This is a genomic window from Bacillus sp. FSL R9-9497 (assembly GCF_038005805.1).
Classification (GTDB): domain Bacteria; phylum Bacillota; class Bacilli; order Bacillales; family Bacillaceae_G; genus Bacillus_A; species Bacillus_A cereus.
Genome location: NZ_JBBOTY010000001.1, coordinates 1,974,462 through 2,001,165, shown reverse-complemented (window position 1 = coordinate 2,001,165; position 26,704 = coordinate 1,974,462). Strand labels below are relative to the sequence as shown.

Here is a 26,704-nt window from a genome sequence, read left to right as displayed (position 1 = left end):
CTATAGGACTTCTGTCCATCATTTACCGCCTCAAATCTTTTCGTTTTTGCACGTATATTCAAAACAAAATATATGATAAATAAATAACGACAGTTACTGTAATAATGCTGAAAATTGTTGAAAATAAAACGATTTGTGCATGTAATTCAGGCTCTATTTGATATTCCATAGCAATGGTTGATGTATTTCTTGAAGTAGGAAAAGAACTTGCAATAAATAACGATTGTGCAACAATACCATCGATGTTTAGTATGTATATTACAGCAAGTGCTAATAATGGTCCCATCAGTAACCTTCCAATTAAAGCCCATGTTATGACTCGATGGAAAAAATTAAGTTTAATGTTGGATAATTGCGCCCCTAGCAATATGAGTGCTATTGCAACAAAACCATTCGCAAGCTGATTAAGAGGTAGCAAGATAGAATTAGGTATTTGAATTTTAAAAGATTGAAAGAGAACCCCTAATACGAGCGCATGAAATACAGGCAGTCTTAGAAATGATTGAATAATACCTCCGATTGTTTTTGTTGCTGATAGTAAGTTATATATCCCATATGAATAAGTTAAAAGATTCTGGAAAATCACAATAAAAATCTGAATGGAAACCCCCACTGGATTGTGACTGAAAATCAATTGACTTACTGGTAACCCATAATTACCGGAATTCATTAACGAAATGCTATTTTTTAGAGCTGCACTTTCTCCTTTTTCTAACTTTAATGTTTTTGAAATGAAATGACTTACTATGATCAGACTCAGACTATAAAGCATTAAATAGTATATTATTTGGAGCAACAAACCTGTCTCTATACTAATATCATATATATTCACAAATACAGCCGCTGGCATTAAGCAATAAGTAATAAGTGTAGAAAGCTGCTTTAAGTTAAATTGGAACTTTATTTGTAAGATTGCACCAATTAGCATTAATATTAATATTGGTAATATTACGTCTAGTATAATAAAAACAAACATGTAAAACCTCATTCTAAATATATTTTAGTTGGATTAAACACTTTACTAAATATGAATCACATTTAATCAGTCGGAAAATCTCTTCAATTCTCAATAATCAGAAAAACTTAAACCAATAATATGAAAATGTGCATCAAAAATTCTTATTTCATTTCCCTCTCCTCTCTTTTCTTTAACATACCAAATATAACTCATAAAGAAAATTATGGATTATTTATACAAATTCATAATTTTATCTTATTGACCTAAACTATCTTCTTTATTTTAAGTATACTTTTTCACAATATCCATTAACCTTACCAAAAAATTTGGCCCTAAAAAAATCTGATAATGCAGTTACTATGCGAAGGATACTTGCATCAATCCTATACTTGTCGCTTAAACTACCTAACACACCTGATACTTGTTTATCTTGAGTGGACTTATATTTTTTTCATCTAAACATCCCGATTCAATTAAATATTTGCATTCTAAAAATGAGTTCGATCTTTAGAATAGATTTAAGATTTCCTTAATTAATCTGCCCTTTAATTGAATAACTTTTGACATCTTCATTTTAAAAGCACATTCTTATAGAAAACAAGCGTTTATTGAGAGATCAATAAAAACATGTTGAAGCCTATTACTAAAAGAACCATCCCAAAATACTTTGGGATGGTTCTTTTTCCTTATTAATGATTCTTTAACATCACTAACAGCTTTTCTTGACTATACATCCACACTGTAATGATTAAACAAGCAAGTGCGACTTCTGATAATGCCATAAATCCAATTGCATAATGGCCTGTTAGTTGGAATAGTAATGTTAAAATTAGGGGCGGGAAGAACCCTCCTAGTCCGCCTAAAGCTGAAACGAGTCCATTTACAATACCTGCTTGTTCTGAGAAGTACATTGGAACGAGTTTAAAGATTGTACCATTACCAATGCCTGCACAAAATGCGACTAGTAAGCAACCAAATGTATACACGTTCATACTAGGCATGAATGATAAAATAATACCTGAAAGTGTTAAACCAATAAATACGAAGATTAATATTTTAAATGGATTAAACTTATCGCCGAGCCAACCACCAATCGGACGCATAATTGTTGCGAGTACGATGAATCCTGCAGTTCGCATACCAGCATCTACTTTCTCTAATCCGAAGTGAGATACTAAAAAGTTTGGTAAGTATACTGTAAATGCGACAAATGATCCGAATGTTAAAAAGTAAAAGATACATAAAAACCAAAGTTTCTCATTTTTATATACACCTTTTATTTGTTCCATTAATGGTGTATTCACCTTTTTCTCCTTACGATCACCTAATAAAAAGTTCATAAGTGCAAATGCTGCAAGTAAAACTAAATAACATTGTACTGTCGTTCTCCAGCCAACTGAAGTTGCGATAACAGGCGCTAAAAATGAAGTAATTGCTGTTCCGGCGTTACCGACACCGTAAATACCATTTACAAAACCATGACTCTCTTTCGGAAAGTATTTTGGTAAAGAAGTTACTCCTACAGAGAATACAGCACCACCGATTCCTACAAATAATCCACCAATAATTAAATCCATCATAGAATTGGCAACACTAATATAAAAGACAGGAAGTAATAATAGAATAAAACTAATAAAGAATAATTTTCTTGCTCCGAAACGATTTGTCCAATAACCAATTGGAATGCGAAGAACAGAACCTAAAATAACGGGTACTGCTGTGACCATAGAAATTTGCCCCGCAGTTAATGGGATATCCACTTTAATATAAGGCATTAATGATGATAAAATGACCCATACCATAAAACCTATAATTAGATTAGAAGTTTGTAAGCTTAATTGAAAATTAGGACTTTTCATCCTGTTCCCTCCTATGTATGCATAGTTATATTCATTCTCTCCAGCCTAATCACGTCGTAACATGATTAGGTCGAAAAGAATCAACCACCACTTACTGGCGGAATCATCGCCACAGTATCACCAGTTTGAATGATGTCATTCTCATTTGCATACTCTTCATTTATAGCTACCATGATTTCATTTGAAATCGCTACGTTGTATTTCTTAATGAGTACCTTCTTTAGTTCAGCAACTGTAATATTTTCACAATCGATTTGTAATGCTGGCTTACTTACTTCTTCTTGTAAATGTGCAAATAATAGTACTTCAATCATATTCTCATCTCCTCTTCAGGCTCACCATTCTCATATGCTACATTCTCTAACTGATCACCAATCCATGATTCACCATCTTCCCAAAATTCTTTCTTCCAAATTGGAACGATTTGTTTTATACGCTCCATAATATATTCGTTCGCCTCATAGGCTGCTTTCCGGTGTGGTGTAGAAACAGCGACGACAACAGCAAGATCAGAAATTTGTAATGTACCAATGCGATGTGTAATGGCGACAAATGTCCCAGGCCACCTCTCTCCTACTTCAGTACCAATTCTCTCAAGTTGTTTTTCTGCCATTGTTTTATATGCTACATACTCTAAATGTAGCGTACGACGCCCTTTCGTAAATTCTCTAACAGTACCAACGAAAGTAGTAACTGCGCCACACTCACGACGAATTACTTTGTTTGTAACTTCCTCAATTGAAATAGGTGTATCAATTACTTCATAATACGTTTGTATCATTTTGCACCTCTTATCTTTGTATAAGTTAGTAATCTATTTTTCTATTATTTGTATGATCGAAGTGGTTCTTCCCAAGGCCACTCACTTCCAGCGTTTGATTCTAATAACAGTACCGAAACAGTTATTCCTGCTTCAAATCCTCTCGTTCCTCCCGGCAGGACGATAAATGCGTTCGCCTCTGCAAGTGAAGAAATTGCACTAGATTTATCTAAACCAACTGGTATAGCTTGCAATGTTCCATCTACAATTTCCACTTTCCCTCTTACAAATCGAGTAAATGGATTTGCTTTCGGAAAGTCTTTTTGTAATATTGCCTCTGCACGAAATACGTGCGGATTTTTCTTATACAAGTATGTTCGAATAACTGGCCGAACAAATAATTCACAACCGACATAGCAAGCAGAAGGATTACCAGATAAACCAAATAGTAGTTTTCCTTCTACCTCAGCTACAGTTGTCACACTTCCTGGTCGCATCGCTATTTTGTTAAAAAGTACATTAGCTTGTAACCTCTTATGAATAGCAGGTAAATAGTCATAATCTCCTACCGAAACGCCACCAGTTGTAATTAAAATATCGACTTCTTTCATCGCTTTTTTTACAGTGTTATAACACGTCTCTAAATCGTCAGCGAATTGCCCATAATACTGTACAGCTCCGCCGGCTCGTTCAATTTGAGCAGCAATCATATAAGAGTTACTATTTCGAATCTTTCCTAGCTTTAATTGTTCATGTACTTCAAGCAGTTCGCTTCCTGTCGTTACAATTCCAATAACCGGCTGTTTTATAACATGTACGGAACTATAACCAAACGTAGCAAGAAGCGCTGCTACTCCAGGATTAATAACAGTCCCTTTTTTCACAAGGATGCTATTTTGGTTTACATCTTCTCCTTTAAAAGAAATGTTATCGCCAGAAGAGAAAGAACGTTTTAATACCATATAAATCTTTTCGTTTTCTTCAAATCCTTCCGTTAGCTCTAACATAACAACCGCATTACACCCTTCCGGAATTGCGGCACCTGTCATAATACGGACAGCTTGAAATTCTTTCACTTCTTCTGTAAAAACAAAGCCTGCTCCAATTTCGCCAATTACTTCAAATTGAATGGGGTTACTACTACTCGCTTCTTTTGTATCTTCCGCTCGAATCACAAACCCGTCGTACGGAGAGCGATCAAAATGCGGAACATCATGATCTGCAATAACATCTTCTCCAAGTGTTCTACCGTAGCTTTCTATAAGAGAAACCTTTTCCATTTCACCTTGGTAGGCATATTTCATTACACGAGCAACTGCTTCTGCTACTGGAATTGGTATACGTTTATCTAACATTCTTTTTTCACCTCGTTTTAATAAGGAAAAAACGATTTTTCTGTTCATCCTATATATTTGGCGTATAATCGTTTTGCTATTTTTACATCATTTGTCCCATGAATAAATGCCCTACCGTCTATAAATAAAACAAAACGATATTCATCAACTAGAAATGATAGTAAGTAAGGCGTTTTTTTAACATGTACACTTTTTTGTAATCGTTTTTGAATTTCGGTTAAATTAAGATTTCTCTTTATTCCTGAACGGATTTGAACTGTATTCCGTCCGCATAACACTTCCGTTTTCATTTGCGCTTCAAATATTAGGCTTGGATACGTTCGTGATTTCCCACAAGAAGGACATGTACTTTTCTTCTGTCTATTTACTTTTAATGAAAGATATTGATTGTTCCAAATATCAAATGACAACATCGTCCCTCTTAATGATTCATAATCACCCACCAATATTTTCATCGCCTCTGTAACTTGGTGAGCAACGACCATTTGTACAGCTGGCTGAATGATTCCGGCTGTATCGCATGTTGCACCGCCCATAGGATGATCCATTAGACAGCGAAAACATGGTGTTTTCCCAGGAAGAATTGTATACGTTACACCGTAACTCCCAATGCATCCGCCATATATCCAAGGTATATTTTCTTTTTGTGAAATGTCATTTATAAGTAGACGCGTATCGAAATTGTCAGTCGCATCTAATATGAGATCCACATCTTTTGTTAACTCTTCTATTTCTCGCATTGTGACATCTGTTACAACTGGTACAATTTCCACTTCAGAATTAATCTTTCTTACATGTTCTGCTGCTGCAATTGCTTTTGGTTTACACTGCTGCGCATCTTCTTCTGTATATAACTGCTGCCGCTGTAAATTACTCCATTCGACGTAGTCACGATCAGCAATTGTCAATTTCCCAATTCCCATCCTAGCAAGTGCTTCTGCATTCGCAGCTCCTAGCGCACCCGCACCGATTAGGAGCACATGCTTTTCTCTTATTTTTCTTTGTCCCATTTCACCAATTCCAGAAAACAACACTTGTCTTGAATAACGCTCTTGCATAAGAAATCCTCCTTTCACTATCCACCAATGTAAGACATTTCAACTTTTGGACGTTTACTTGTATTCTCAACCGTTCTTTCATCTGAATATCGATCTGTTCTATATCGCCATGTATCATTTAAAATTTTTAATAGTGATGCATCAGAAATATTTTCTCGAAGAAGCGTTCGCAAATCCGTTCCTTTCGCTCCAAATAGGCACGTGAAAAACTTGCCGTCTGCCGAAATACGAGCTCTCGTACAAGAAGAACAAAATGACTCAGAAACAGAAGTAATAAATCCAACTTCTGCATTACTCCCTACATATCGATACAATTTCGCAACCTCTCCAAAATAACGAGGCTGAGCGGGCTCAATTGGATATACACGATTAATTTTCTCTATTAATTGTTCCTTCGTAATGACTTCTTCAAAATTCCATCCGTTTGTACTGCCTACATCCATAAACTCAATGAAACGGAGCTGAATTTCTTTTTCTTTAAAATAACGAGCCATATGAAGAATTTGACTATCATTCATCCCTTTTTTTACGACCATATTTACCTTTACTTCTAATCCAGCAGCATTTGCTGCTTCTATTCCTTTCAGTACAGGTTTTGTACTTACATTTCTTCCGTTAATTTTTTTGAAGACATGGTCCTCTATCGCATCTAAACTAATATTTACACGTTTTAATCCCGCGTCTTTTAGCGCCTTAGCTTGTTTTGCTAAATAAATTCCGTTTGTTGTGAGTCCAATGTCTTTTAAGCCTTCTAGATTTGTAAGTCTTGCAATTAATTTCGGTAAGTCTTTACGCAATAAAGGTTCACCGCCAGTAAGCCTAATTTTATTAACTCCCATACTTATAAATAATCTAGCTAACCTTTCTATTTCATTAAATGTTAATAAACACTCTTTCTGTAAAAAAGCATAATCAGGTCCGAACACTTCAGCAGGCATACAATATGTGCACCTAAAATTACAACGATCAATAACTGAAATGCGTAAATCTTGAAGTGGCCGCTTTAAAGAATCTTTCATGTTCTCGTGCATCTCTATCCCTTCTTTTCTGCTGCAATCCTTAGTAAGCTTTCATTTTTTTATTTGCCTTCATTATAAAAAAGAAGCTACATATTCAATGTGACTTTTCTCACATCACTTTCCCCATTCAAAAAATTTTCACAAATCCGTTCGCATTTTGTTCACATCTTTAGCCACTCCTCCTTACGGTCATTGAAATTTCAATTTATTTTTAAATAGCTCTTGCATTTTCATCATACTTACACTCAAAATAGGAAATGTATTGCTTATAAGAAGAAAGGTGATCACTGTGGCAAACAGTATGACATTATCTCAAGATTTAAAAGAATTACTTGCATCTGTTGAATATAAAATGCAGATAAAAAAAGGTAGTTTTATTTTTCAAGAAGGTATGGAGGCAACAGAACTCTATATCATTCACTCAGGGAAAGTACAAATTAGTAAACTTAGTGCTGACGGACAAGAATTAACACTTCGAATTTGTTCGGAATATGACATTATTGGAGAATTAACATTGTTCACGGATAATGCAAAATATTTATTAAACTCAAAATGTCTTGAAGATGTTGAAGTAGGTGTAATAAAACGTGAAGCGTTAGAAAAAGCATTACTCCAAAAACCCGCTCTTGTATTTGAATTTATGAAATGGATTAGTGAACATTTAAGAAGAATGCAAACGAAGTTCCGAGATTTAGTATTACACGGCAAAAAAGGTGCCCTGTACTCTACTCTTATACGAATGACAAATAGTTACGGTGTATTAAAAGAAAATGGTATTCTCATCGATTTACCATTAACGAATCAAGAACTCGCTAATTTCTGTGCAACTTCACGTGAAAGTGTAAATCGAATGTTAAATGAATTAAAAAAGCAAGGTACAATTTCAATTCATAAAGGAAAGATTACAATCCACGATTTACAATTTTTAAAATGTGAAATTGCTTGTGAAGATTGCTCTGCTTCTGTTTGTAGCATTGATTAGCATCTTATTTAGATGCTAATCTTTTTTCAATTTAAACTACTTATTAACATTTATTCCCTATGTAAACAAAAACGAGGCCTTCCATATTAGACCTCGTTTCGTTTTAACCATTAGCTCCTATCCGTTTACAGCAGTATTATTTTTTCAACTCATTAGGAATACGTCTTCTGTAAATTACATAACTACGGCTTACATATTTAATTGGGGCACTAAATACATGTACAAGTCTTGTAAATGGCCACACTGCGAAAAGCCCCATCCCTGCGAGAATGTGAATTTTAAACCATATTGTTACTTCCATCATATATTCAACTTTCGGTTGGAAAATAAAGAGACTTCGGAACCAAGGGCCAATCGTTGTACGATAATCAAATCCTTTTGAATCGATATTTAAAAATGTTGAGGAAAGTCCTGCTAGCATTACGATAAGTAATAAAATAAGCGCAATATAATCTCCCTTTGTACTCGTTGCAATGATACGTTTTACAGTTACGCGGCGGTACGTTAATATAATTAAACCGCTAATAGAAGCAACACCTGCCGGAAGCCCAAAACTAATTGCTACTACATGATACATATGCTCAGAAATACCTACTGAACGGTATACAGCTTCTGGAATTAAAATCCCCATAACATGACCGCCAATTACGAACATGATCCCAAAGTGAAATAATAGACTTCCGAGTCGGAGCATTTTCTTTTCTAATAGTTCACTAGATTTTGATGTCCATCCAAATTGATCATAGTTGTATCTAAAAATATGTCCACCGATAAAGATTGCAAAAATGATATAGGGAAACAATACCCATAGAAATTGATCCATCATTTTAACAACTCTCCTTTCTAATTTGTCTGTACACCCCATGTTTCGATAGCGAGTAGAACAGCCGCAAGAATTGGTTCATACATACTGTCTGCTTCTTTTAATTGAACGTGTAACGCTTGTATATTCTCCGTGTATTTACTCATAATTGGTTCACTGTCTATCTCATTTGCATTTGCAAAGAACTCAAGCAATAGCGGTAAATAATCAGGTAATTCTTTATCTGTTACTTCAAAACCAGATTTTTTATAATGCTGTTTTAACTCCAGTAATTCAATACCTCTTTCTCTTTGTTCACCAGTGTTCATATAAGTAAGATACATATTTGTTTTCTTACCAAAATCGAATGTATATACGTAACTATCAATGAGTTGATCATTCGTTTTATCTAGCACTTGCTTTATAAAGGCTGTAAGTGACGCTTTAACGTCTTCCTGTTCTATTGTTTCAACCTCTTCTTGCAATTCAGTTACAGCTTCTCTCCACCCTAGTTCAGGATAGGAGAGAAGAAAAGAAGAACAAGAAAAAGCTGTTTGTAAACTTTGTCTCATAATTTTCTGCCCCCTTTATTTAAGAAATTGTCATACAAGAGCCTGGACCACCTGTGAATGATAAACCACAGCTTCCTTGTTCGCTATATAAATCTGCCACTTGTTCACGGTGAGATGTCGGGATAACGAAGCGATCTTTATATTTCGCAATGGCAAGAAGACGATACATATCTTCTACATCCTGTTTCGTTAAACCAAGTTCTTTTAATACAGCTTCATTTGGCTCTTTATTAATTTGCAGTGCTCTCATATATGTTCGCATAACAGCCATTTTTTTCAATGTAAGACGAATGTGTGATTCATCCCCTGCAGTGAGTAAATTCGCTAAATATTGAATTGGAATACGCATATTATCAATTGCAGGGAAAACCTCTTCTGCTTGCCAGTTACTACCTTTCCCTTCCAACATGTTCATAATTGGGCTAAGCGGAGGGATATACCAAACCATCGGCATTGTACGATACTCCGGGTGAAGAGGCAGAGCAATTTTCCAATCGATAATCATTTTATAGATAGGTGAATGTTGTGCTGCTTTAATCCATTCTTCAGGAATGCCTTGTTTTTTCGCTTCAGCTGCTATTTCTGGATCATTTGGATCTAGGAAAACAGTAAGCTGAGATTCATATAAATCTTTTTCGTCTTCAACAGAAGCTGCTTCTTTTACTTTATCAGCGTCATATAGCATTACTCCAATATACCTGATACGTCCTACACATGTTTCTGAACAAATTGTTGGCATACCAGCTTCAATACGTGGGAAGCACATTGTACATTTTTCAGCTTTATTCGTTTGCCAGTTAAAATACACTTTTTTATATGGACAAGATGATACGCAGAATCTCCATGCGCGACATGCATTTTGATCTACAAGAACAATTCCATCTTCTTCACGCTTATACATCGCACCAGATGGACAAGATGATACGCAAGATGGATTCATACAATGTTCACATATGCGTGGTAAATACATCATAAAGACGTTTTCAAAATCTGTTTTAATTTCTTCTTCCATTTTCTTTACGTTTGGATCTTGCAATCCAGTTATATGTCCGCCTGCTAAGTCATCTTCCCAGTTTGGACCCCATTCAATTTTGTCGATAAATTCGCCTGTAATTGCTGATTTCGGACGAGCAACTGGCTGATGCTTACGCTGCGGACTATTTGTTAACGTTTCATAATCATAGTTCCAAGGTTCAAAGTAATCATCAATCGTTGGTTGATCTGGATTGTGGAAAATATTCATAAGACGTTTCATTTTCGAACCGGATTTTAGCTGAATTTCACCATTTTTCAATTCCCAGCCGCCTTTATATTTCTCCTGATCTTCCCATTGTTTCGGATAACCAATACCTGGTTTCGTTTCTACGTTATTGAAATACATATATTCAGCACCTGGACGATTTGTCCAGGTGTTTTTGCATGTTACGCTACAAGTATGACAGCCGATGCATTTATCTAGGTTCATTACCATTCCGACTTGTGCTTTAATCTTCAAGCCAATCTACCTCCTTCAGTTTACGGATTACAACATTTAAATCACGCTGGTTCCCAGTTGGACCATAATAGTTAAATCCATAACTTAATTGACCATATCCACCAATCATATGTGTCGGTTTTACGTGAATTCGAGTTGGACTATTATGCGTTCCCCCGCGATTACTTGTTAATTTCGTACCAGGTACGTTAATGTGACGATCTTGCGCATGATGCATAAATGCCATTCCTCTCGGTATACGGTGCGTTACAACAGCACGCGCTACAACAACACCGTTACGATTAAAGCACTCAATCCAATCATTATCTGCAACACCCGCTTCAGCAGCGTCCTCTTTATTCATCCAAACAGTTGGACCACCTCTAAATAGCGTTAACATCGGTAATGAATCGAAGTACATACTATGAATCGACCACTTATTATGCGGTGTTAAATAGTTTAATGTAATTTCTTTCCCTTCTACTTCAGGTCGTGATTTACGGAACGGTTTATGTTGCAGAATTGGTTTAAATGTTGCCATCGTTTCACCAAATTCTTTCATCATGTCATGGTCTAAGTAGAAAGATTGTCGACCAGTTATCGTTCTCCATGGGATGAGACGTTCCACATTTGTTGTAAACGGTGAGTAACGTCGTCCACCTTTTTCTGAACCTGTAAAGGCCGGAGAAGTAATTACTGTTTTCGGTTGTGCTGTAATTTGTTCGAATGTAAAGCATTCTTCTTCACGTTCTTCTGCTAAATCACGTAGTTTTAAATCTGTTTGTTTTTCAAGTGCTTCCCATGCTTTTACTGCCATATGACCGTTTGTTGTAGAAGATAGTGTTAATACCGCTTCAGCAGCATTGATTGCTTCTTTGATGTCTGGACAACCTTTCGCGATAGAATCCGTTCGAACGACTCCTAATTTGCTCTTTAATTGCTCATACTCTTTTTCTGCTGACCAAGAAATCCCTTTCGTACCAATCGGTTGTTTTCCGGCATTTGGTCCAAGCGCAGTCATTTTGTCATAAATCGTTTTATAATCCCTTTCAACAACGTGAATTTGTGGCATCGTTTTACCCGGGATTGGTTCACATTCACCTTTACTCCAATCTTTAATCTTGCCAAGTGGTTGCGCTAATTCTTGCGGTGTATCATGAAGAAGTGGTGTTGCAACAACTTCTTTCATTGATTCAAGATCAATTTTCTTCGCTAAATCTGACACTGCTTTAGAAAGTGAAGTGAAAATATCCCAGTCAGAGCGCGCTTCCCACGGTGAACCGATTGCCGGATTAAATGGATGTACAAATGGATGCATATCTGTACTGCTTAAATCGTGTTTTTCGTACCAAGTTGAAGCAGGTAAGACGATATCAGAATACAGTGCTGTTCCAGCCATACGGAAATCTAAATTAATGAGTAAATCAAGCTTCCCTTCTGGCGCTTCTTCATGCCACTTTATTTCTTCTGGTCGTAATGAATCACTGTCGTCATTCATTAACCCGTTTGTTGTACCTAATAAATGTTTTAAGAAATATTCATGTCCTTTACCAGAACTCGAAATTAAATTTGCACGCCATACGAATAAGTTGCGCGGGAAGTTGTTTTTGTTATCAGGATCTTCAATTGCGAATTTCAGTTCTTTTTCTTTTAGTTTTTGCGCAACGTATTTTCCGATTTCTTCTTGCGTTGTTGCACCAGCAGCAACAGCCTCTTTATATAATTCAATTCCATTTTTCTCGAATGTTGGATAAGAAGGTAACCAGCCAAGTCGTGCAGCTAATACGTTGTAATCACCGTGATGTTGATAACGAGAGTTACCTTCAACTGGTGATGCTAAATGTCCAACAGGTGTATCTTCATAACGCCATTGATCTGTTACGAAATAGAAGAAGGATGTACCGTTTTGTAATTTCGGTGGACCTTGCCAATCTTTTGCCATCGCGATTGTTTGCCATCCTTCTGCTGGTCTTAATTTTTCTTGACCAACATAATGAGCCCAACCACCGCCGTTTACACCTTGTGCTCCAACGAGAAGAACAAGATTTAAAACGGCGCGATAAATCGTATCAGAGTTAAACCAATGGTTAATACCTGCTCCAACAATTATCATTGAGCGACCATTCGTATCAACAGCATTTTGTGCGAACTCACGAGCGATTTGAATAATAAGCTCACGTTTTACTCCTGTCATTTTCTCTTGCCATGCAGGTGTAAACGGTATGTCATCATTGAAGTCTTTTGGTTCTTGTCCGCCAAGCCCTCGGTTCACACCGTAATTTGCTAACGTTAAGTCGTATACAGTTGTAACGAACAATTCGCCCTCTTCTGTCATAACCTTTTTCACTGGAATCGTACGTTCTAATATTTTGTTTCCATCATCAGAGAAGTACGGAATTTGTACAGTTTGAACACTATCCTCCATTCCAAGTAAAGAAAGACGTGGATCAATCTTTTCACCTGTTTCTTCATCTTCTAAACGCAAGTTCCATTTCTTTTCATTATCCCAACGTGATCCCATTGTGCCGTGAGGTGTTGCAAAATCATTCGTATTCTCGTTCCAAAGAACAGGTTTCCATTCCCCTAACTTCGTTTCTCGTCCAATATCAGAAGCATTTAAGAACCGATCAGCAACGAATTGATCTCCTTTTTGTTTCAATGTGACGAAGAAAGGAAAATCAGTATATTGCTTCGCATAATTTGTGAAATATTCCACTTGATTATCTACGTAAAATTCTTGTAAGATTACGTGCCCCATTGCCATCGCAAGTGCACCGTCTGTACCTTGTTTCACACTAATCCAATCATCCGCAAACTTTGTTGATTCAGCGAAATCAGGACTGACAGAAACGACTTTCGTTCCTTTATATCGAACCTCTGCTAAAAAGTGTGCATCTGGTGTTCTCGTCATTGGTACATTTGAACCCCATGTCATAATGTAACCAGAGTTATACCAGTCACTACTTTCTGGTACATCTGTTTGATCGCCCCAAATTTGAGGAGAAGCTGGTGGTAAATCCGCATACCAATCATAGAAGCTAAGCATCGGTCCACCCATAAGTTGCATAAAGCGACTACCAGCAGCATGACTTAACATCGACATAGCTGGAATTGGTGAAAAGCCAACATTTCGGTCTGGACCGTATTTCATTACTGTGTACAGTAAAGAAGCTGAAACGAGTTGTAACACTTCATCCCAATTCGCACGAATGAATCCCCCTTTACCACGCGCCTGCTTATACGTACGTGCCTTTTCACGGTTTTCCACAATGCTTTTCCAAGCCTCTAATGGTGACTCGTTATTTTGCAATTCTTCTTGCCACATATTCCAAAGAACACCACGTACATACGGGTATTTCACACGAAGTGGACTATAAATGTACCAAGAAAAACTTGCTCCACGTGGGCATCCTCGCGGTTCAAAATCTGGCATATCAGGACCTGTAGTCGGATAGTTAAGCTCCTGCCCTTCCCAAGTTACAATTCCATCTTTCACATATATATTCCAGCTACATGAACCAGTACAGTTCACGCCGTGTGTAGAACGAATTACTTTATCATGCTGCCAACGCTTTCTGTACACATTTTCCCATTCACGATCTTCATATGTTTCTTGTGTATGATTATCGTTATAACGATCTATTGGTGAAAAATATTTTAAACGTCTCATTAGTACTGAAGTTTTTTTCTTCATACTGTTCACTCCTTTAATACGTCTCTCTTACATACCCTTACTATAAGAGAGGTTGTAAAATACAGATGTGACATTTCGCACAGTTCAAGAGATTGTCAAAAATTCAGTAGAAAATAAGTTTGTGAGAAAATCTTTTGTTCCGTTGTGAAGATTATGGTTAATCTTAATTATTAGGAGAATGCTATTTTGAGGTATCGACTATTTTGCAAAAGAAAAAGAGTTTTGATATTATTTCAAAACTGCCATAAGGAAAAGAGTATAAATTGTATGTAAAAAAATTTTTCCCAATGTTATTATTTTATATCGAGTCTGATTTTACATAAAACTACAAATCATTATTTACTGTATTGCCCTTAGTTACGGAAACAATTATACTAGATATAATCAAAATAAATAATCTGAATATTCTTAGAATTCAAGGTGGAAGTTTTACTATCTACAAATAGAATTAGAAATATGTCCACTAAATAGATTAGAAAACGATAATAACATTAGGAGGATTACGATGCCCCAACTTGATTCATTACATCCCACTGTAGAAAAAATAATCAATAATATTGAAAAAATAATGGTCGGAAAACGAAAAGAAACGATCTTAGCTTTGACAGCTCTCTTAGCTGAAGGTCATGTGCTATTAGAAGATGTTCCTGGTGTCGGAAAAACAATGCTAGTACGTGCTCTTTCTAAATCCATTGATGCTGATTATAAGCGAATTCAATTTACACCTGATTTATTGCCGTCAGATGTAACAGGAGTTTCTATTTATAATCCGAAAGAGCTCCAATTTGAGTTCAAGCCTGGACCAATTATGGGGAATTTTGTACTTGCTGATGAAATTAATCGTACATCTCCAAAGACACAATCTGCTTTACTTGAATGTATGGAAGAAGGCAATATTACAATAGATGGTATTACAAGGCCTTTACCAAAGCCGTTCTTTGTCATGGCTACACAAAATCCGGTCGAATATGAAGGAACATATTCTCTACCAGAAGCTCAGCTCGATCGTTTCTTATTGAAACTAAAAATGGGATATCCTACACCAGAGGAAGAATTTGAAATTTTAAACCGGATGGAAAAAACAACTCCACTCTCTCAATTACAGACCATTACTACAATAGAAGAATTAATTTATTTACAACAAAGCGTACGGGTAGTAAGTATGGACAAAGCAATTAAGCATTACATTGTAAAGCTTGTTAATCAGACTCGTACGTACAGTTCTATACAGTTAGGTGCAAGTCCACGTGGTTCGATTGCTTTAATGAAAGCTTCACAAGCTTATGCATTTATCCATGGCAGGAATTATGTTATTCCAGACGATGTTAAACTTTTAGCCCCTTACGTTTTAGCACATAGACTCATTATAAAAATGGAAGCAAAATTTGAAGGAATAACTGGCGAACAAGTTATCGCAAAAATCGTTGCACGAACTACCGTGCCTACTCAAAGGACAATGAACCCTTGATGAAACGAATGCTGCGAGCGCTATATCACGTTATGAAGTTATTGCTACTCCCTTTATGCCTAGTCTTAACATTTGTGTACGCTATGTTTCAAGGAGGGTTTGTCAGTTGGTTTTTATTTTACAGCATAATTCCCATTGCTCTTTATTCACTACTACTCCCCTTCTACGCTTTACGGGACGCTGAAGTAAAGCGAATAACAAACCAAAATGGATATGTAGTAGGAGAACAATTTGTAAGCACGATTACAATAAAAAGAAAATTTCCTTTTCCCTTACTTTATTTAGTTATAGAAGATGAACTGCCACCACAATTTATAAGTTGTAAACAAATAAAGATGAATAAGGTAGTACTCTTCCCAGGATTGAAACGAAATATTTCGTTTCAATATGTTATTGACACAATCCCTAGAGGCGAGCACACTTTTTCAAGCGTTCGTGTCAAAACTGGCGATTTATTCGGCATGATGGAGAAAGAAGTAACTTTTTCAGTTCCAGATACATTTTTAGTCTATCCCCAGTATGTAGATATAGCGTATCGACAATTGGAAAATCATTTCGAACAAGGAGCGCTTTCAGCAAATATAAATTCAGCAAAAGACTCTACAATCTCGGTCGGTGTCAGAGACTATAAACCTGGCGATCGCTTTTCATGGATCGATTGGAAAGCAACTGCACGAACAAACAATATTATGACAAAAGAGTTTGAACAACAGCGCAGCCATAATATCATGATATTCATAGACAGAACCGAGTCTCCTCTATTCGAATCAGTCGTCACATTTACTGCCTCTATCGTAAGGGCTGTCTTGAAACAAAATTCACCAGCATCATTCGTGTCTATCGGAAAAGAACAAACTATTTTCCCTTTAGACAATGGAGATACGCAGTTACAACAAATCCTTTGTCATTTAGCAAAAGTACAAGCAGACAGTGTATTTCCGCTCTCCCAGAGTGTAGACATGGAACTAAGAAAAATTTATGAGCCCGTCACGGTTATACTCGTGACCAGTAATCTTTCTCCCGATATTCAAAAGGCGGCTGATTGTGCTGCTATAAGAAATAGAAAATGTATGGTTTTTGTCGTGAAAGAAAAAGCGAATCAACTTTCACACCGAGAACTCAGTATACTAGAAACTCTAAAAAAACGACAAATATTTGTAAACACGGTTTATGAAAACCAGTATACAAACGTGTTTTTTGAGGTGAGCAAATGATGATATTACAAGCAAAATACAAGTGGGATACGAACAGATTCTTCATGCATGCATGTGTATTTCTTCTTTTACTAGAATGGCTAAGACCTCTTATAGGTATTACAAATGTAGGTAGATTAGATATTTTCGTAACATTTATAGGAATTTGCTTCGCTCTCTCTTTTTTTCAAACGAGGTGGCAGATTCCTATAAAAATTGTCACAGTCTTATTTATCATTCATTCCCTATATTATAAAAATGCTTTTATAAATCCATCTTGGCTAACAACATTCTTTTCTGATATGTTTCGAAATTCCTCCCTGTTTTTCCAAGGGAATTTACTAGATATTTCTCCAGTTTTTCCGACGGTTTTATTTTTTCTCTCATTTTGGTTTTTGAGTTCTTTCACTTCATTTTGGATTATTCATAAAAAACGTGGGTTTCTATTCCTTGTATTGACTATTATTTATATCGCAACTTTTCATAACTTACATTTATACAATGCAAACTACGCTATTATTCGTACTGTTGTCATCGGCTTTTTTATGCTTAGTCTTCTTCAAGTAGAACGAATAAAAGAACGTGAACACTTACAAAATTATGCTAGAGAAATCTCAAAATTACTTAGACCACTTACAATATTTATCGTATTATTAGCAACCATTGCATACTTTGCTCCAAAATTTGGCCCTCAATGGCCAAACCCAATGGATTTTTTAAAATTCAACACATCTGAAGCAAGTAAAGAGCAAAAAGTTTCTACAATTGGGTATGGTTTAGATGACTCGCGATTAGGCGGTCCTTTTAAGGCGGATCCTACAATTGTTTTCACAGCACGAACGCAAAACAAACAATATTGGAGAGTAGAAACAAAAGATTTTTATACAGGAAAAGGCTGGGAAATTTCTGAAAATCCGAAAAAGATTTCTTTTAAAAATAAAAACGACGTCGTAAGCTGGTACGAACAAAATACAAAAATGAAAACGACTGAGGCAACAATTACCATGCAAAAAAGTTACCCTCACCTTACCTATCCAGCAGGATTAGTATCAGTTGAGGCTGCTTCTGATGTATCATACAGTGTTGACCCGTTTTCAGAAAAAATTTATACAATGAATGGAGACTCTTCTACTACTTTACATTCGTATAAAGTAACATATGAGATCCCTGAGTTTTCCATAGAAAACTTGAAAGCTGTAAAAACAAATGAAGGTCAAGAAACAAATCCTTATTTTATGACAAAGTACACACAACTTCCCAAGTCATTACCACAGCGCGTAAAAGACTTGGCTGTCAATCTTACAAATGATAAAGACAACCGATATGATAAAGTATTAGCTATTGAAAATTACTTTACAGACAACTCTTTTACATACGAATCAATGAATGTCTTATTCCCTGCCAAAAGCCAAGATTATGTAGATCAATTCCTTTTCGATACAAAAAGCGGCTACTGTAATAATTTTTCGACGTCTATGATTGTACTACTTCGTTCTACCGGGATTCCTGCTCGCTGGGTAAAAGGCTATACAGAAGGAACTCTTGACAATACACTTGCCTCTGCAGAAGGTGAGGATGTTTATACAATCACGAACGATAACGCACACTCTTGGGTCGAAGTATATTTCCCAGGATACGGATGGATTCCATTCGAACCAACAAAAGGATTTACTAATCCCTATAATTTTATAAATAATACGCCTGCTCCTATTTCACAAAATAGCGAAGCAAATAATTCTAATAACACGCAAATACAACAACGAAATAATGAAGCAAAACTTAAAAGTTTAATAGAAAATACAGAAGAAGCTTCTACTAAAAAGGTCACAAATTCTCAAACTAGTTTTTCTTGGTGGTACGTATTCCTCTCTACGATACTAATTAGTATTATGGGATACATTCTCTTCACCACTAGAATGATATGGAGGACATTTCTTATTATTCATTTCTATAAATACCGAAAAAATGATGCTGTTTATCAAAAAGCTTACGGTGCACTTTTAAAACAATTTGCGAGAATTGGCATACCACGGGGTGAAAGTCAAACATTCCGAGAATACGCTCTCCATATCGATACACTTTACAACTCGGCCGATATGCAACAACTTACTGCCAGTTATGAGAACGCTATGTATAAACAGGGGCAGGCTGCAGCAGAATGGAAGAAATCCGTACACTTATGGGAAGTGCTTATGAAAAAAGCAGCTTCTCTACCTAAATCAGATGGCTTTGATATAGTAATTTAATCTTGAAAATGGGAGTTTAAAGAAAACGTCTCAAAGAACTACATTGTTCTTTGAGACGTTTTTTAATAAAGTGAAACTCCTAATTATTCTCCAAGTACCTTCTCAATCTCAACCTCTAAATCTACCGGCTTCGTCTGTGGCGCAAAACGCCCTACTACTTTCCCGTCTTTTCCAATTAAAAACTTCGTAAAATTCCATTTCACTGCTTTCATACCGAGTAAACCTGGTGCTTGTTCTGTCATGTATGTATATAAAGGATGAGCCTTATCACCTTTCACATCAACCTTTGCAAACATTGGGAAGTTTACACCGTAGTTTAATTCACAAAAACTAGTAATGTCCGCTTCTGTACCTGGTTCTTGTCCTCCAAATTGGTTACAAGGGAATCCGAGTATTTCAAGTCCTTGGTCTTTATATTTATCATACACCTCTTGTAATCCTTTATATTGCGGTGTGAAACCACATTTACTAGCTACATTTACAATAAGAAGTGCTTTTCCTTCGTAATCTTTTAACGATTTTTCTTCACCGGTAATTGTTTTAGCTGAAAAATCATAAACTGTCATTGTCTTTGCCCCTCTCTTCACTATCATTCTATGTTTATACTATACTACATTCGTGAATATACATCTCTTATTACGTACTTATAAGATATAATGATAACGCTTTATTTCCGTTCAAAATTCGACACATACTACTAGACTTTTATGATGGAAAGTTTTACAATTGAAATGTGAACAAAATGTGACAGTTTATATTCCATTATAAAAGAAAAGGATGGTGTCCATTATGAAAACTGCACAACATGAAACGATTTCAAATCGCGAGTTTTATTTCGTACTATATATGATGTTATTGTATGTTACTGGCTGGGTAATCGATGTAAATGGTTTATTCTTAAGCTCCTACTTTAATTTAGCAGGAGAAATTATGCTTCCATTAGTAGGCGGGATTGTTGGACTGTTCATTATGTCTATTAATAAACAACAAACGAAATAATAATATTACAAAAAGGCAGAAGACGAGCTTCGTTTTCTGCCTTTTTTCTATTTTAGCGTATAATAGAAACATGCAGTATATAAGGAGTGGTAAATATGAAAAAAGTAGAGCAATTATCTTCTCACCTATATCTGATTGATGATTTCGATTTACAACATAATGAACGAACTGGTACGTACGTTTTATTAGGTGACGATATTACTTTAATTGAAACTTGTGCAGCCCCTTCTCTTCCGTATATTTTAGACGGCTTACAACAATTACATATTGATTTAAACGCAGTTAAAAACATTATCGTTACACACGTTCATTTAGATCACGCAGGGGCTGCTGGTTTAATGATGGAAAAGTGCCCAAATGCTACTTTATATGTGCATTCTCGCGGTGCTCGTCATATGATTGACCCAACAAAACTCATTTTAGGTGCAAAAGCTGTATACAAAGAAGATTTTGATAAACTATTTGATCCAATTCTTCCTATAGAAGAAGAACGTGTTCGTATTGTACAACATGGTGATACGTTAAAAATTGCCGAAGAACGTATCCTTACATTTTACGATACACCGGGGCATGCTAAGCACCATATTAGCATTCACGATTCATTAACAAACGGGGTTTTCACTGGTGATACAATTGGAATTTATTATAGAGAACTCGCAAACGTTGGTGTAGAACTGTATCTACCATCAACGTCCCCTTCACAATTTCAACCAGATGCGATGATTGCTTCTAAAAATCATATTCAAAGTATGGATGTAGATACTATTTATTTCGGTCATTACGGCGCATCCTCTCATGTTACAGAAGTATACAATCAACTGGAACATTGGCTACCTATTTTCGTTCAGACTGGTAAGGAAGTCTTTGAAAAGTATAATGATTTCGATGAAGCGACTAAAGCTTTACAAACTTTGTTAATGGATAAAATCTCTTCTCATCTTACAAAGTTAAACGTTCCATCAGATCATTCCGTTTATAATATTTTACATCTAGATATAGAAATTAGTGCAATGGGCATTATTGATTATTTCACGAAGCAAGAAAAAGCAAACTCCACTATTAACTAACAGTAAAAGAAGAGATATACAACAGTAGTTATTGTATATCTCTTCTTTTTTTGAATATATTTTGAGTAAAGGATGGTGGAATATAATGCAAAAAGTGATGCTATACCTCTGCTTTACATTATTTATCGTCTTATTATTATTTGTAGGAGTAAAAATTCAATTTTATTTAGATACAGACACGCAAGTGAACTTTAACGTTTATCCAAGATTATTCTACTTTACACTCTTCCCTCTTATAGTTGGCATTTTATTACGATTCCTTCAATCTATTAATCGCGAAACAAGTAAACAAAACTGGAGCTTTCAACCGGATAAATTTATTGCTATTACAGTGCCTACACTATTCATTTCCTTTTCCCCAGCACTACTCTTTTCACCACTTGCAGAATACCTACCTTATTTAGTTAATATTATTCTAATAAATACAACTTTTGTTACGATAATTAGTTTAATAGCTGGTTATTCCCTTTTAGATTGTTTTATACAAAAAGATAATGCAAATATGAAAAAGTATAATTGAACACTCTTTTTTGTTTCAATAAAAAAGCTCAAAGCTAAGGCTATGAGCTTTTCTAATTATTGCACCTTTTCATTTACATATTCCATAAACTGCTCTGCTTTAATAAATCTTTCTTTGTACGCTTCAGGTACTTCTTCTATTGTTATCCCCCCACTCGATTTCGTTTTTACTAAAACGGTTTGATATGACATTAATGCTTCCATATATTGTTCATACTCTTCAGGAGTTAATACCTCTTTACTAGACTTATGGCCATTTAATTTATCAAAATACGGATGAAGCTCCATTACCACCTTTTTCAATTCCTCTTTTTTAGCCGGTAATAATTGATCATAATCAATATTACCGTTCGAATCTCCGTACGTAAGTTTTGCATTTGTTAATTTTTTTAGTTCTTTTGTAAACTCTTCATATTCCTTCGTACCCATTTCATCTTTCGCCTCTGATAATTTTGCACTAAAACGCATATACGCCTCTAATGTCATCGTTCCGGCATGTTTTTTTAAATTCTCGAAAGATCCGTATATACCATCCGCCATAATAGATTGATACGCAAAACCAGTCGTCGGGATTAAAAGAGCTGCTGCAAGTACTCCTGCGATAAGGCGTTTCTTCCTCTTACTCCGCCCGTGCTTCATTTTTATTTGTACGATTACTTTTTCTTTTAAATCCGGCGGGGCAACAATACCTTTTGCTTCTTCTTGTATAGATTCCCTAACTCTACAATCTAAACTCATTTCACATTCCCTACCTCTCCTAAAAAGATTTCTTCTACTTGCTCTTTTTGACGTAGTTTCTTTAATGCCGCATGAATTCTAGATTTCACAGTACCAATTGGAATATGTAATATTTGTGCTACTTCTTCTTGTGAATAATCATGTAAGTATCTTAAGATAATAACTTGTTTCAATTTATACGGTAATTTATGAATGAGTTCAATTAGTTTTTGGTTTGATATTTCACTTACAACATCGTTAGAAAAATCAATTTGCACTGACTTTCTTTGCTCTTCTGCTTTTTTTATAATTCGTAGTCGCATCCACCTCTTTCTTCTATAAGAGTGAATTTGTTTAATCGCAAGTCCAATTAGCCAAGGACGAAATGGCTTCTCGCTATCATACTTACGAAGCGATTCATATAGCTGTATGTATATTTCTTGAACGACATCATCTACATCCGTTTTATCCTCTATTAAAAAATGTGCTGTTTTATATATTTCTTGAATCGTTTTATCATACAACTTGCTATATGCTTCTTTATTTCCTGATAAAGTTAATTGGATTAAATGTGCGTAATCTATTTCACCCTTCATATTCCAGCCCTCCTTTGTCTTACACTATATATTGGCAGGTAATTCATATTTCGTTCGATTTTTTTAAAGTTTTTTTATATAAATTAATATTATGATTCATTGAGTTCATAAGCTTCACTTATAACCACACATAACTATTATATAATTTTCCAATTTCTGATAAAGATTTAAAATAATTTATATAGTCAAATTTAGGAGGATATATGATGAAAGCTATCGTTGTAACGTCGTTCGGTGGTCCTGAAGTGATGAAATATACAGATTTGGATCTACCGGCTATTTCAGAAGATCAAGTTTTAATTCGCGTTGTTGCTACTAGTGTAAATTTCGCTGATATTAAATCACGTTATGGTAAAAAAGGAAATAAAGCACTACCTTTTATTCCAGGTATAGATGCCACTGGTATTGTAGAACGTGTCGGTTCTCATGTGAAAAATATTCACCCTGGACAACGTGTCATTGCTTTTCCTCAAAATGGATCTTACGCAGAATACGTTGTTGCAAATGAAAATCTTACTTTCGTATTACCCCATGAAGTTGACTTTCAAACTGCAGCCGCTTGTCCAATCGTATCTTTTACAAGCTATAATTTACTCGCAAATGTTGCAAGGCTTCAACAAGGTGAATCTGTACTCATTCATGCGGCTGCTGGCGGAATTGGCACTACTGCTATTCAACTTGCTAAACTATTAGAGGCTGGAACAGTTATAGGTACTGTCGGAAGTGAAGCAAAAAAAGAAATTGCTTTAGATGCTGGAGCTGATTATGTTATTTGTCATCAAGATGAAGATTTTGTAGAGAAAGTCAATGAACTGACAAATGGTGAAGGAGTGAATATCATTTTGGACTCTATTTCTGGAACTGTTTCTGAAAGAAGTTTAAACTGCCTTGCTGATTACGGTCGCCTCGTTCATTTCGGTAATGCTAGCGGTGAAATTGGTAACTTTCAAACGAAAGATTTACATGCAAGTTGTCGCTCTATACTCGGTTTTAGCTTTGGAACCACACGAAAAAAGCGTCCTGAACTGCTCCAAGAAACTGCAAATGAAGTTTTCCGTTATTTGCGTGACGGACGTTTACAAATTAAGGCTACGAAATCTTTTCCACTTCAAAATGCAGGGAAAGCACATGAATGGGTCGAAAGTAGAAAAAGTACAGGGAAAGTAATACTAACTGTTTAGTCCTCTTCCTGAAATGAATACTGGAAACAGAGGTGGCATTCATGGGATCACGAATTATGCATGTTATTATCGCTAGTGGTATTGCTGAGAAACTATCAATTCACGATAAGACTTCTTTCTTACTTGGAGCTGTAGCCCCTGATGCTGTTCATTCAAAAAAAGAAAAAGGAACCTCACATTTTTATGCCGGTACAACGAAGAACTATACGAGAAGAATAGATTATGATTCATTTTTTCATAAATATGAATCACATATAGATTCCCCATTTATTTTAGGCTATTATACCCACCTCATTGCCGATGATAATTGGCTAAGTGGATTTTTTCTACCCTGGCTAAAAAATAGAATAGAGAATGACGAAACTATCGCACCCCTGTACTATAACGATTTTAAATTGTTAAATGCAAAGTTGCTTCATCATTACGATCAAGAACAACAGCTTTTCTCTCTTCTCAATCAAGAGGCTCACATTGTGGATATTGAAGAGGTTTCTAAAGAAAACGTTTTAGCTTTTCGAAAGTATCTTTTTGAAGATATGTTGTATCCAAAGCAACATTTGCATGAAGACTTACAAGTATTTACGTTTGACCAAATCGTTGGCTATATTGAGACAGCTATTGAAAAAGGAGTATTTTTTATTAAACAACTCTCTAATGAAAAATCCACTTCAAAAATTTAATCCCCCTCAAATATATTTGAGGGGGATTTTCACATAGCAATATTATTATTGGTTCTTCTCCATAACCGCAAAATAATTCCCTTCGCTATCAGCAAAGTTAAACACTTTACTAGAAGGCATAGTTACCATTTCTCCAACAGTAACATTTTTATTTGTTAAATCTGTATATAATTGATCAAGATTTTCTGAGAAGAACATTAGGGACGGTGTACCAAGATTCAATTCTGGGCTCATTTTCGAAATAACTTCTTTATTATGTAATATAATGCTCGTTTCTGCACCGCTTTTCGGAGCGATTTCAATCCATCTCATTCCTTGCTTATTATCTTCCTCTGCAACTACATGAAACCCTACCTTCTCCGTCCAAAAATTTACTGCCTCATCTTGATTATTTACATATAACATAATTTGTCCTACTTTATGGATCATTACATTTCCCCCTAATGGTTTTTATATTCTATGTAGCTTTCTACAAATACTATCGTTATTCCTTTTGAGTTGGTATGTACTTCTTTGCAAAATTTATCGACTGTTTCATCCCATCCAGTTCATCAAAATAATCATTTCTTTCAATCATGTTATATCCGTCGAATCCAATTTTATCTAATACTTTGAAGAATATATCGAAATCTACTTCACCATTCCCTACTGCTACTTCTATATACTTACTTGAACTATTACTTTTCACTTCTTTACAATCTTTAATATGAGTTTGTACTATATAATCTTTTAATAGTAATAAACCTTCTAACGGATTTTCATTTACATCACTTATTAAATTTGCTGGGTCAAAGTTAACAGCTAGTCCTTTCGAGTTTGCAGTTTCTAAAAATCGTTTTAATACTATTGCTTTTTCAGATCCCGTCTCAATGGCGAAGAATCCTCCAAATCTGAACGCTAAGTCCCCTATTTCATTACAAACACGTAGCATTTTATCATAGTACTCACTATTTTCATCATCAGGGATTTTCCCAATATGGGCTGTTACTACGTTAGCTCCTAACCTTAACCCTTTATCAGTAATATATTTAAAACTCTCTATTACACATTCAGCTTCAGTTCCTATTATTCCATTTTCTCCGAAGCTAATTGCTAATGATGGAATCTTTATTCCATTAAAAGATACGCTTTTCTTTAAAGCATTCCACTCTGCCATTGGAATATTAGCTAAGTTAAAGTTTTTATTCATAGCATATAATTGAATATATTCTAACCCCCATTCTCTCGCCTTTTTTATTCCTTCGTTTACTTCAATATATTTTGTATTCAAAAACATTCCTAATTTCCTATCCATATATGTACCTTCTTTTTATTATTTCGCATCATTTTAATATTCGACTTTTTTATATTATTTCCTCGTATAAACCAAATAAATAAACTACCCTTTTTTCGATACTCCCAGTAGAAGCATATATATGATAGGCACATTAAAAACACTAATACAATTCCCATTATCACTTGTTTACAAACAAAAAAGACGTAACTACAAATAGTTACGCCTTCTC

25 protein-coding genes and 1 pseudogene are annotated in these 26,704 nt (G+C 35.4%); 9 read left to right on the top strand and 17 right to left on the bottom strand.

The genetic code is table 11. From position 1 onward, the window contains the following. Positions 1-58: 58 nt before the first annotated feature. The 8 genes and pseudogenes from MKY21_RS10410 to moaA form a co-directional block, all read right to left on the bottom strand. On the bottom strand, positions 59-976 hold the full coding sequence (locus MKY21_RS10410) for an AEC family transporter (protein ID WP_341077898.1): 918 nt from the start codon (positions 974-976) through the stop codon (positions 59-61). 304 nt (positions 977-1,280) lie between these two features. Continuing rightward, positions 1,281-1,409: pseudogene (locus tag MKY21_RS10405) on the bottom strand (PspC domain-containing protein); the annotation flags it as partial. A gap of 238 nt (positions 1,410-1,647) precedes the next feature. Next, positions 1,648-2,817, bottom strand: coding sequence for a nitrate transporter NarK (narK, locus tag MKY21_RS10400; RefSeq protein ID WP_000841857.1), 1,170 nt, complete (start codon positions 2,815-2,817; stop codon positions 1,648-1,650). Between the two features lie 80 nt (positions 2,818-2,897). After that, positions 2,898-3,131, bottom strand: coding sequence for a molybdopterin converting factor subunit 1 (gene moaD / locus MKY21_RS10395; protein ID WP_000573682.1), 234 nt, complete (start codon positions 3,129-3,131; stop codon positions 2,898-2,900). After that, positions 3,128-3,598, bottom strand: coding sequence for a molybdenum cofactor biosynthesis protein MoaE (locus MKY21_RS10390; RefSeq protein WP_000616829.1), 471 nt, complete (start codon positions 3,596-3,598; stop codon positions 3,128-3,130). The genes moaD and MKY21_RS10390 overlap by 4 nt, the downstream gene beginning before the upstream one ends. 44 nt (positions 3,599-3,642) lie before the next feature. Continuing rightward, a complete protein-coding gene (locus MKY21_RS10385; RefSeq protein WP_341076133.1) occupies positions 3,643-4,932 on the bottom strand; it encodes a molybdopterin molybdotransferase MoeA in 1,290 nt (429 codons plus the stop codon). Positions 4,933-4,976: 44 nt separating this feature from the next. Continuing rightward, positions 4,977-5,990 (bottom strand): molybdopterin-synthase adenylyltransferase MoeB, encoded by a 1,014-nt coding sequence (locus tag MKY21_RS10380; protein WP_001158130.1) that lies wholly within the window; start codon positions 5,988-5,990, stop codon positions 4,977-4,979. A gap of 17 nt (positions 5,991-6,007) precedes the next feature. Beyond that, positions 6,008-7,021 carry a GTP 3',8-cyclase MoaA gene (gene moaA, locus MKY21_RS10375; RefSeq protein ID WP_134995332.1) on the bottom strand — a complete coding sequence of 338 codons (1,014 nt, stop codon included), beginning with the start codon at positions 7,019-7,021 and terminating at the stop codon, positions 6,008-6,010. Positions 7,022-7,298: 277 nt separating this feature from the next. On the opposite strand from moaA, the gene MKY21_RS10370 reads away from it, so the two are divergent. Beyond that, positions 7,299-7,991 (top strand): Crp/Fnr family transcriptional regulator, encoded by a 693-nt coding sequence (locus tag MKY21_RS10370; RefSeq protein ID WP_000013866.1) that lies wholly within the window; start codon positions 7,299-7,301, stop codon positions 7,989-7,991. A 136-nt stretch (positions 7,992-8,127) separates the two neighbouring features. Here MKY21_RS10370 and narI read toward each other — a convergent pair whose 3' ends face one another. From narI to MKY21_RS10350, 4 genes are read right to left on the bottom strand one after another with little or no spacing between them, the layout of a single operon-like run. Continuing rightward, a complete protein-coding gene (gene narI / locus MKY21_RS10365) occupies positions 8,128-8,817 on the bottom strand; it encodes a respiratory nitrate reductase subunit gamma (RefSeq protein WP_341076132.1) in 690 nt (229 codons plus the stop codon). Positions 8,818-8,834: 17 nt separating this feature from the next. Then, a complete protein-coding gene (gene narJ / locus MKY21_RS10360) occupies positions 8,835-9,365 on the bottom strand; it encodes a nitrate reductase molybdenum cofactor assembly chaperone (RefSeq protein ID WP_001249924.1) in 531 nt (176 codons plus the stop codon). Between the two features lie 19 nt (positions 9,366-9,384). Beyond that, a complete protein-coding gene (gene narH, locus MKY21_RS10355; protein WP_341076131.1) occupies positions 9,385-10,860 on the bottom strand; it encodes a nitrate reductase subunit beta in 1,476 nt (491 codons plus the stop codon). Next, the gene (locus MKY21_RS10350) at positions 10,850-14,533 is read right to left on the bottom strand and encodes a nitrate reductase subunit alpha (protein ID WP_201145270.1); all 3,684 of its coding nucleotides are present in this window, start codon (positions 14,531-14,533) and stop codon (positions 10,850-10,852) included. The genes narH and MKY21_RS10350 overlap by 11 nt, the downstream gene beginning before the upstream one ends. Before the next feature lie 505 nt (positions 14,534-15,038). Between MKY21_RS10350 and MKY21_RS10345 the strand changes: the two genes are divergently transcribed. The 3 genes from MKY21_RS10345 to MKY21_RS10335 are packed head-to-tail and all read left to right on the top strand — an operon-like array spanning position 15,039 to position 19,440. After that, positions 15,039-16,001 (top strand): AAA family ATPase, encoded by a 963-nt coding sequence (locus MKY21_RS10345; protein WP_109140182.1) that lies wholly within the window; start codon positions 15,039-15,041, stop codon positions 15,999-16,001. Continuing rightward, the gene (locus tag MKY21_RS10340) at positions 16,001-17,215 is read left to right on the top strand and encodes a DUF58 domain-containing protein (RefSeq protein ID WP_136986093.1); all 1,215 of its coding nucleotides are present in this window, start codon (positions 16,001-16,003) and stop codon (positions 17,213-17,215) included. Before MKY21_RS10345 ends, MKY21_RS10340 begins: the two co-directional genes overlap by 1 nt. Further along, entirely contained in the window at positions 17,212-19,440 is a 2,229-nt protein-coding gene (locus MKY21_RS10335; RefSeq protein WP_136986094.1) for a transglutaminase TgpA family protein, read from the top strand. The genes MKY21_RS10340 and MKY21_RS10335 overlap by 4 nt, the downstream gene beginning before the upstream one ends. An 83-nt stretch (positions 19,441-19,523) precedes the next feature. Here the strand turns inward: MKY21_RS10335 and bsaA are convergent, their stop codons facing one another. After that, positions 19,524-20,006, bottom strand: coding sequence for a glutathione peroxidase (gene bsaA / locus MKY21_RS10330; RefSeq protein WP_000219434.1), 483 nt, complete (start codon positions 20,004-20,006; stop codon positions 19,524-19,526). 223 nt (positions 20,007-20,229) lie between these two features. Between bsaA and MKY21_RS10325 the strand changes: the two genes are divergently transcribed. The 3 genes from MKY21_RS10325 (at position 20,230) to MKY21_RS10315 (ending at position 22,026) form a co-directional block, all read left to right on the top strand. Beyond that, a complete protein-coding gene (locus MKY21_RS10325) occupies positions 20,230-20,439 on the top strand; it encodes a DUF3925 domain-containing protein (RefSeq protein WP_000844984.1) in 210 nt (69 codons plus the stop codon). Positions 20,440-20,534: 95 nt separating this feature from the next. Beyond that, positions 20,535-21,506: an MBL fold metallo-hydrolase gene (locus MKY21_RS10320; RefSeq protein WP_136986095.1), complete on the top strand. Its 972-nt coding sequence runs from the start codon at positions 20,535-20,537 to the stop codon at positions 21,504-21,506. 85 nt (positions 21,507-21,591) lie between these two features. After that, positions 21,592-22,026: a hypothetical protein gene (locus MKY21_RS10315; RefSeq protein WP_001174543.1), complete on the top strand. Its 435-nt coding sequence runs from the start codon at positions 21,592-21,594 to the stop codon at positions 22,024-22,026. A 56-nt stretch (positions 22,027-22,082) separates the two neighbouring features. Here MKY21_RS10315 and MKY21_RS10310 read toward each other — a convergent pair whose 3' ends face one another. Together MKY21_RS10310 and MKY21_RS10305 are read right to left on the bottom strand one after the other, a co-directional pair. Further along, positions 22,083-22,763, bottom strand: coding sequence for a DUF3600 domain-containing protein (locus MKY21_RS10310; protein WP_000050675.1), 681 nt, complete (start codon positions 22,761-22,763; stop codon positions 22,083-22,085). Continuing rightward, the gene (locus MKY21_RS10305) at positions 22,760-23,338 is read right to left on the bottom strand and encodes a sigma-70 family RNA polymerase sigma factor (protein ID WP_098783418.1); all 579 of its coding nucleotides are present in this window, start codon (positions 23,336-23,338) and stop codon (positions 22,760-22,762) included. The genes MKY21_RS10310 and MKY21_RS10305 overlap by 4 nt, the downstream gene beginning before the upstream one ends. Before the next feature lie 206 nt (positions 23,339-23,544). Between MKY21_RS10305 and MKY21_RS10300 the strand changes: the two genes are divergently transcribed. After that, positions 23,545-24,519 (top strand): quinone oxidoreductase family protein, encoded by a 975-nt coding sequence (locus MKY21_RS10300; RefSeq protein ID WP_098783419.1) that lies wholly within the window; start codon positions 23,545-23,547, stop codon positions 24,517-24,519. Positions 24,520-24,560: 41 nt separating this feature from the next. After that, positions 24,561-25,199, top strand: a complete 639-nt coding sequence (locus MKY21_RS10295) for a zinc dependent phospholipase C family protein (protein ID WP_000535630.1) — start codon at positions 24,561-24,563, stop codon at positions 25,197-25,199. A 45-nt stretch (positions 25,200-25,244) separates the two neighbouring features. Here MKY21_RS10295 and MKY21_RS10290 read toward each other — a convergent pair whose 3' ends face one another. Beyond that, positions 25,245-25,628, bottom strand: a complete 384-nt coding sequence (locus MKY21_RS10290; RefSeq protein ID WP_153582318.1) for a VOC family protein — start codon at positions 25,626-25,628, stop codon at positions 25,245-25,247. Positions 25,629-25,683: 55 nt separating this feature from the next. After that, the gene (locus tag MKY21_RS10285; RefSeq protein ID WP_098783421.1) at positions 25,684-26,493 is read right to left on the bottom strand and encodes a sugar phosphate isomerase/epimerase family protein; all 810 of its coding nucleotides are present in this window, start codon (positions 26,491-26,493) and stop codon (positions 25,684-25,686) included. Between the last annotated feature and the right edge of the window lie 211 nt (positions 26,494-26,704).

Excerpts from the sequence above, each read along its gene's own strand:
- MKY21_RS10410 (WP_341077898.1), bottom strand. The coding sequence starts at position 976 with ATGTTTGTTTTTATTATACTAGACGTAATATTACCAATATTAATATTA.
- narK (WP_000841857.1), bottom strand. The coding sequence starts at position 2,817 with ATGAAAAGTCCTAATTTTCAATTAAGCTTACAAACTTCTAATCTAATT.
- moaD (WP_000573682.1), bottom strand. The coding sequence starts at position 3,131 with ATGATTGAAGTACTATTATTTGCACATTTACAAGAAGAAGTAAGTAAG.
- MKY21_RS10390 (WP_000616829.1), bottom strand. The coding sequence starts at position 3,598 with ATGATACAAACGTATTATGAAGTAATTGATACACCTATTTCAATTGAG.
- MKY21_RS10385 (WP_341076133.1), bottom strand. The coding sequence starts at position 4,932 with ATGTTAGATAAACGTATACCAATTCCAGTAGCAGAAGCAGTTGCTCGT.
- MKY21_RS10380 (WP_001158130.1), bottom strand. The coding sequence starts at position 5,990 with ATGCAAGAGCGTTATTCAAGACAAGTGTTGTTTTCTGGAATTGGTGAA.
- moaA (WP_134995332.1), bottom strand. The coding sequence starts at position 7,021 with ATGCACGAGAACATGAAAGATTCTTTAAAGCGGCCACTTCAAGATTTA.
- narI (WP_341076132.1), bottom strand. The coding sequence starts at position 8,817 with ATGATGGATCAATTTCTATGGGTATTGTTTCCCTATATCATTTTTGCA.
- narJ (WP_001249924.1), bottom strand. The coding sequence starts at position 9,365 with ATGAGACAAAGTTTACAAACAGCTTTTTCTTGTTCTTCTTTTCTTCTC.
- MKY21_RS10350 (WP_201145270.1), bottom strand. The coding sequence starts at position 14,533 with ATGAAGAAAAAAACTTCAGTACTAATGAGACGTTTAAAATATTTTTCA.
- MKY21_RS10345 (WP_109140182.1), top strand. The coding sequence starts at position 15,039 with ATGCCCCAACTTGATTCATTACATCCCACTGTAGAAAAAATAATCAAT.
- MKY21_RS10340 (WP_136986093.1), top strand. The coding sequence starts at position 16,001 with ATGAAACGAATGCTGCGAGCGCTATATCACGTTATGAAGTTATTGCTA.
- MKY21_RS10335 (WP_136986094.1), top strand. The coding sequence starts at position 17,212 with ATGATGATATTACAAGCAAAATACAAGTGGGATACGAACAGATTCTTC.
- bsaA (WP_000219434.1), bottom strand. The coding sequence starts at position 20,006 with ATGACAGTTTATGATTTTTCAGCTAAAACAATTACCGGTGAAGAAAAA.
- MKY21_RS10325 (WP_000844984.1), top strand. The coding sequence starts at position 20,230 with ATGAAAACTGCACAACATGAAACGATTTCAAATCGCGAGTTTTATTTC.
- MKY21_RS10320 (WP_136986095.1), top strand. The coding sequence starts at position 20,535 with ATGAAAAAAGTAGAGCAATTATCTTCTCACCTATATCTGATTGATGAT.
- MKY21_RS10315 (WP_001174543.1), top strand. The coding sequence starts at position 21,592 with ATGCAAAAAGTGATGCTATACCTCTGCTTTACATTATTTATCGTCTTA.
- MKY21_RS10310 (WP_000050675.1), bottom strand. The coding sequence starts at position 22,763 with ATGAGTTTAGATTGTAGAGTTAGGGAATCTATACAAGAAGAAGCAAAA.
- MKY21_RS10305 (WP_098783418.1), bottom strand. The coding sequence starts at position 23,338 with ATGAAGGGTGAAATAGATTACGCACATTTAATCCAATTAACTTTATCA.
- MKY21_RS10300 (WP_098783419.1), top strand. The coding sequence starts at position 23,545 with ATGAAAGCTATCGTTGTAACGTCGTTCGGTGGTCCTGAAGTGATGAAA.
- MKY21_RS10295 (WP_000535630.1), top strand. The coding sequence starts at position 24,561 with ATGGGATCACGAATTATGCATGTTATTATCGCTAGTGGTATTGCTGAG.
- MKY21_RS10290 (WP_153582318.1), bottom strand. The coding sequence starts at position 25,628 with ATGATCCATAAAGTAGGACAAATTATGTTATATGTAAATAATCAAGAT.
- MKY21_RS10285 (WP_098783421.1), bottom strand. The coding sequence starts at position 26,493 with ATGGATAGGAAATTAGGAATGTTTTTGAATACAAAATATATTGAAGTA.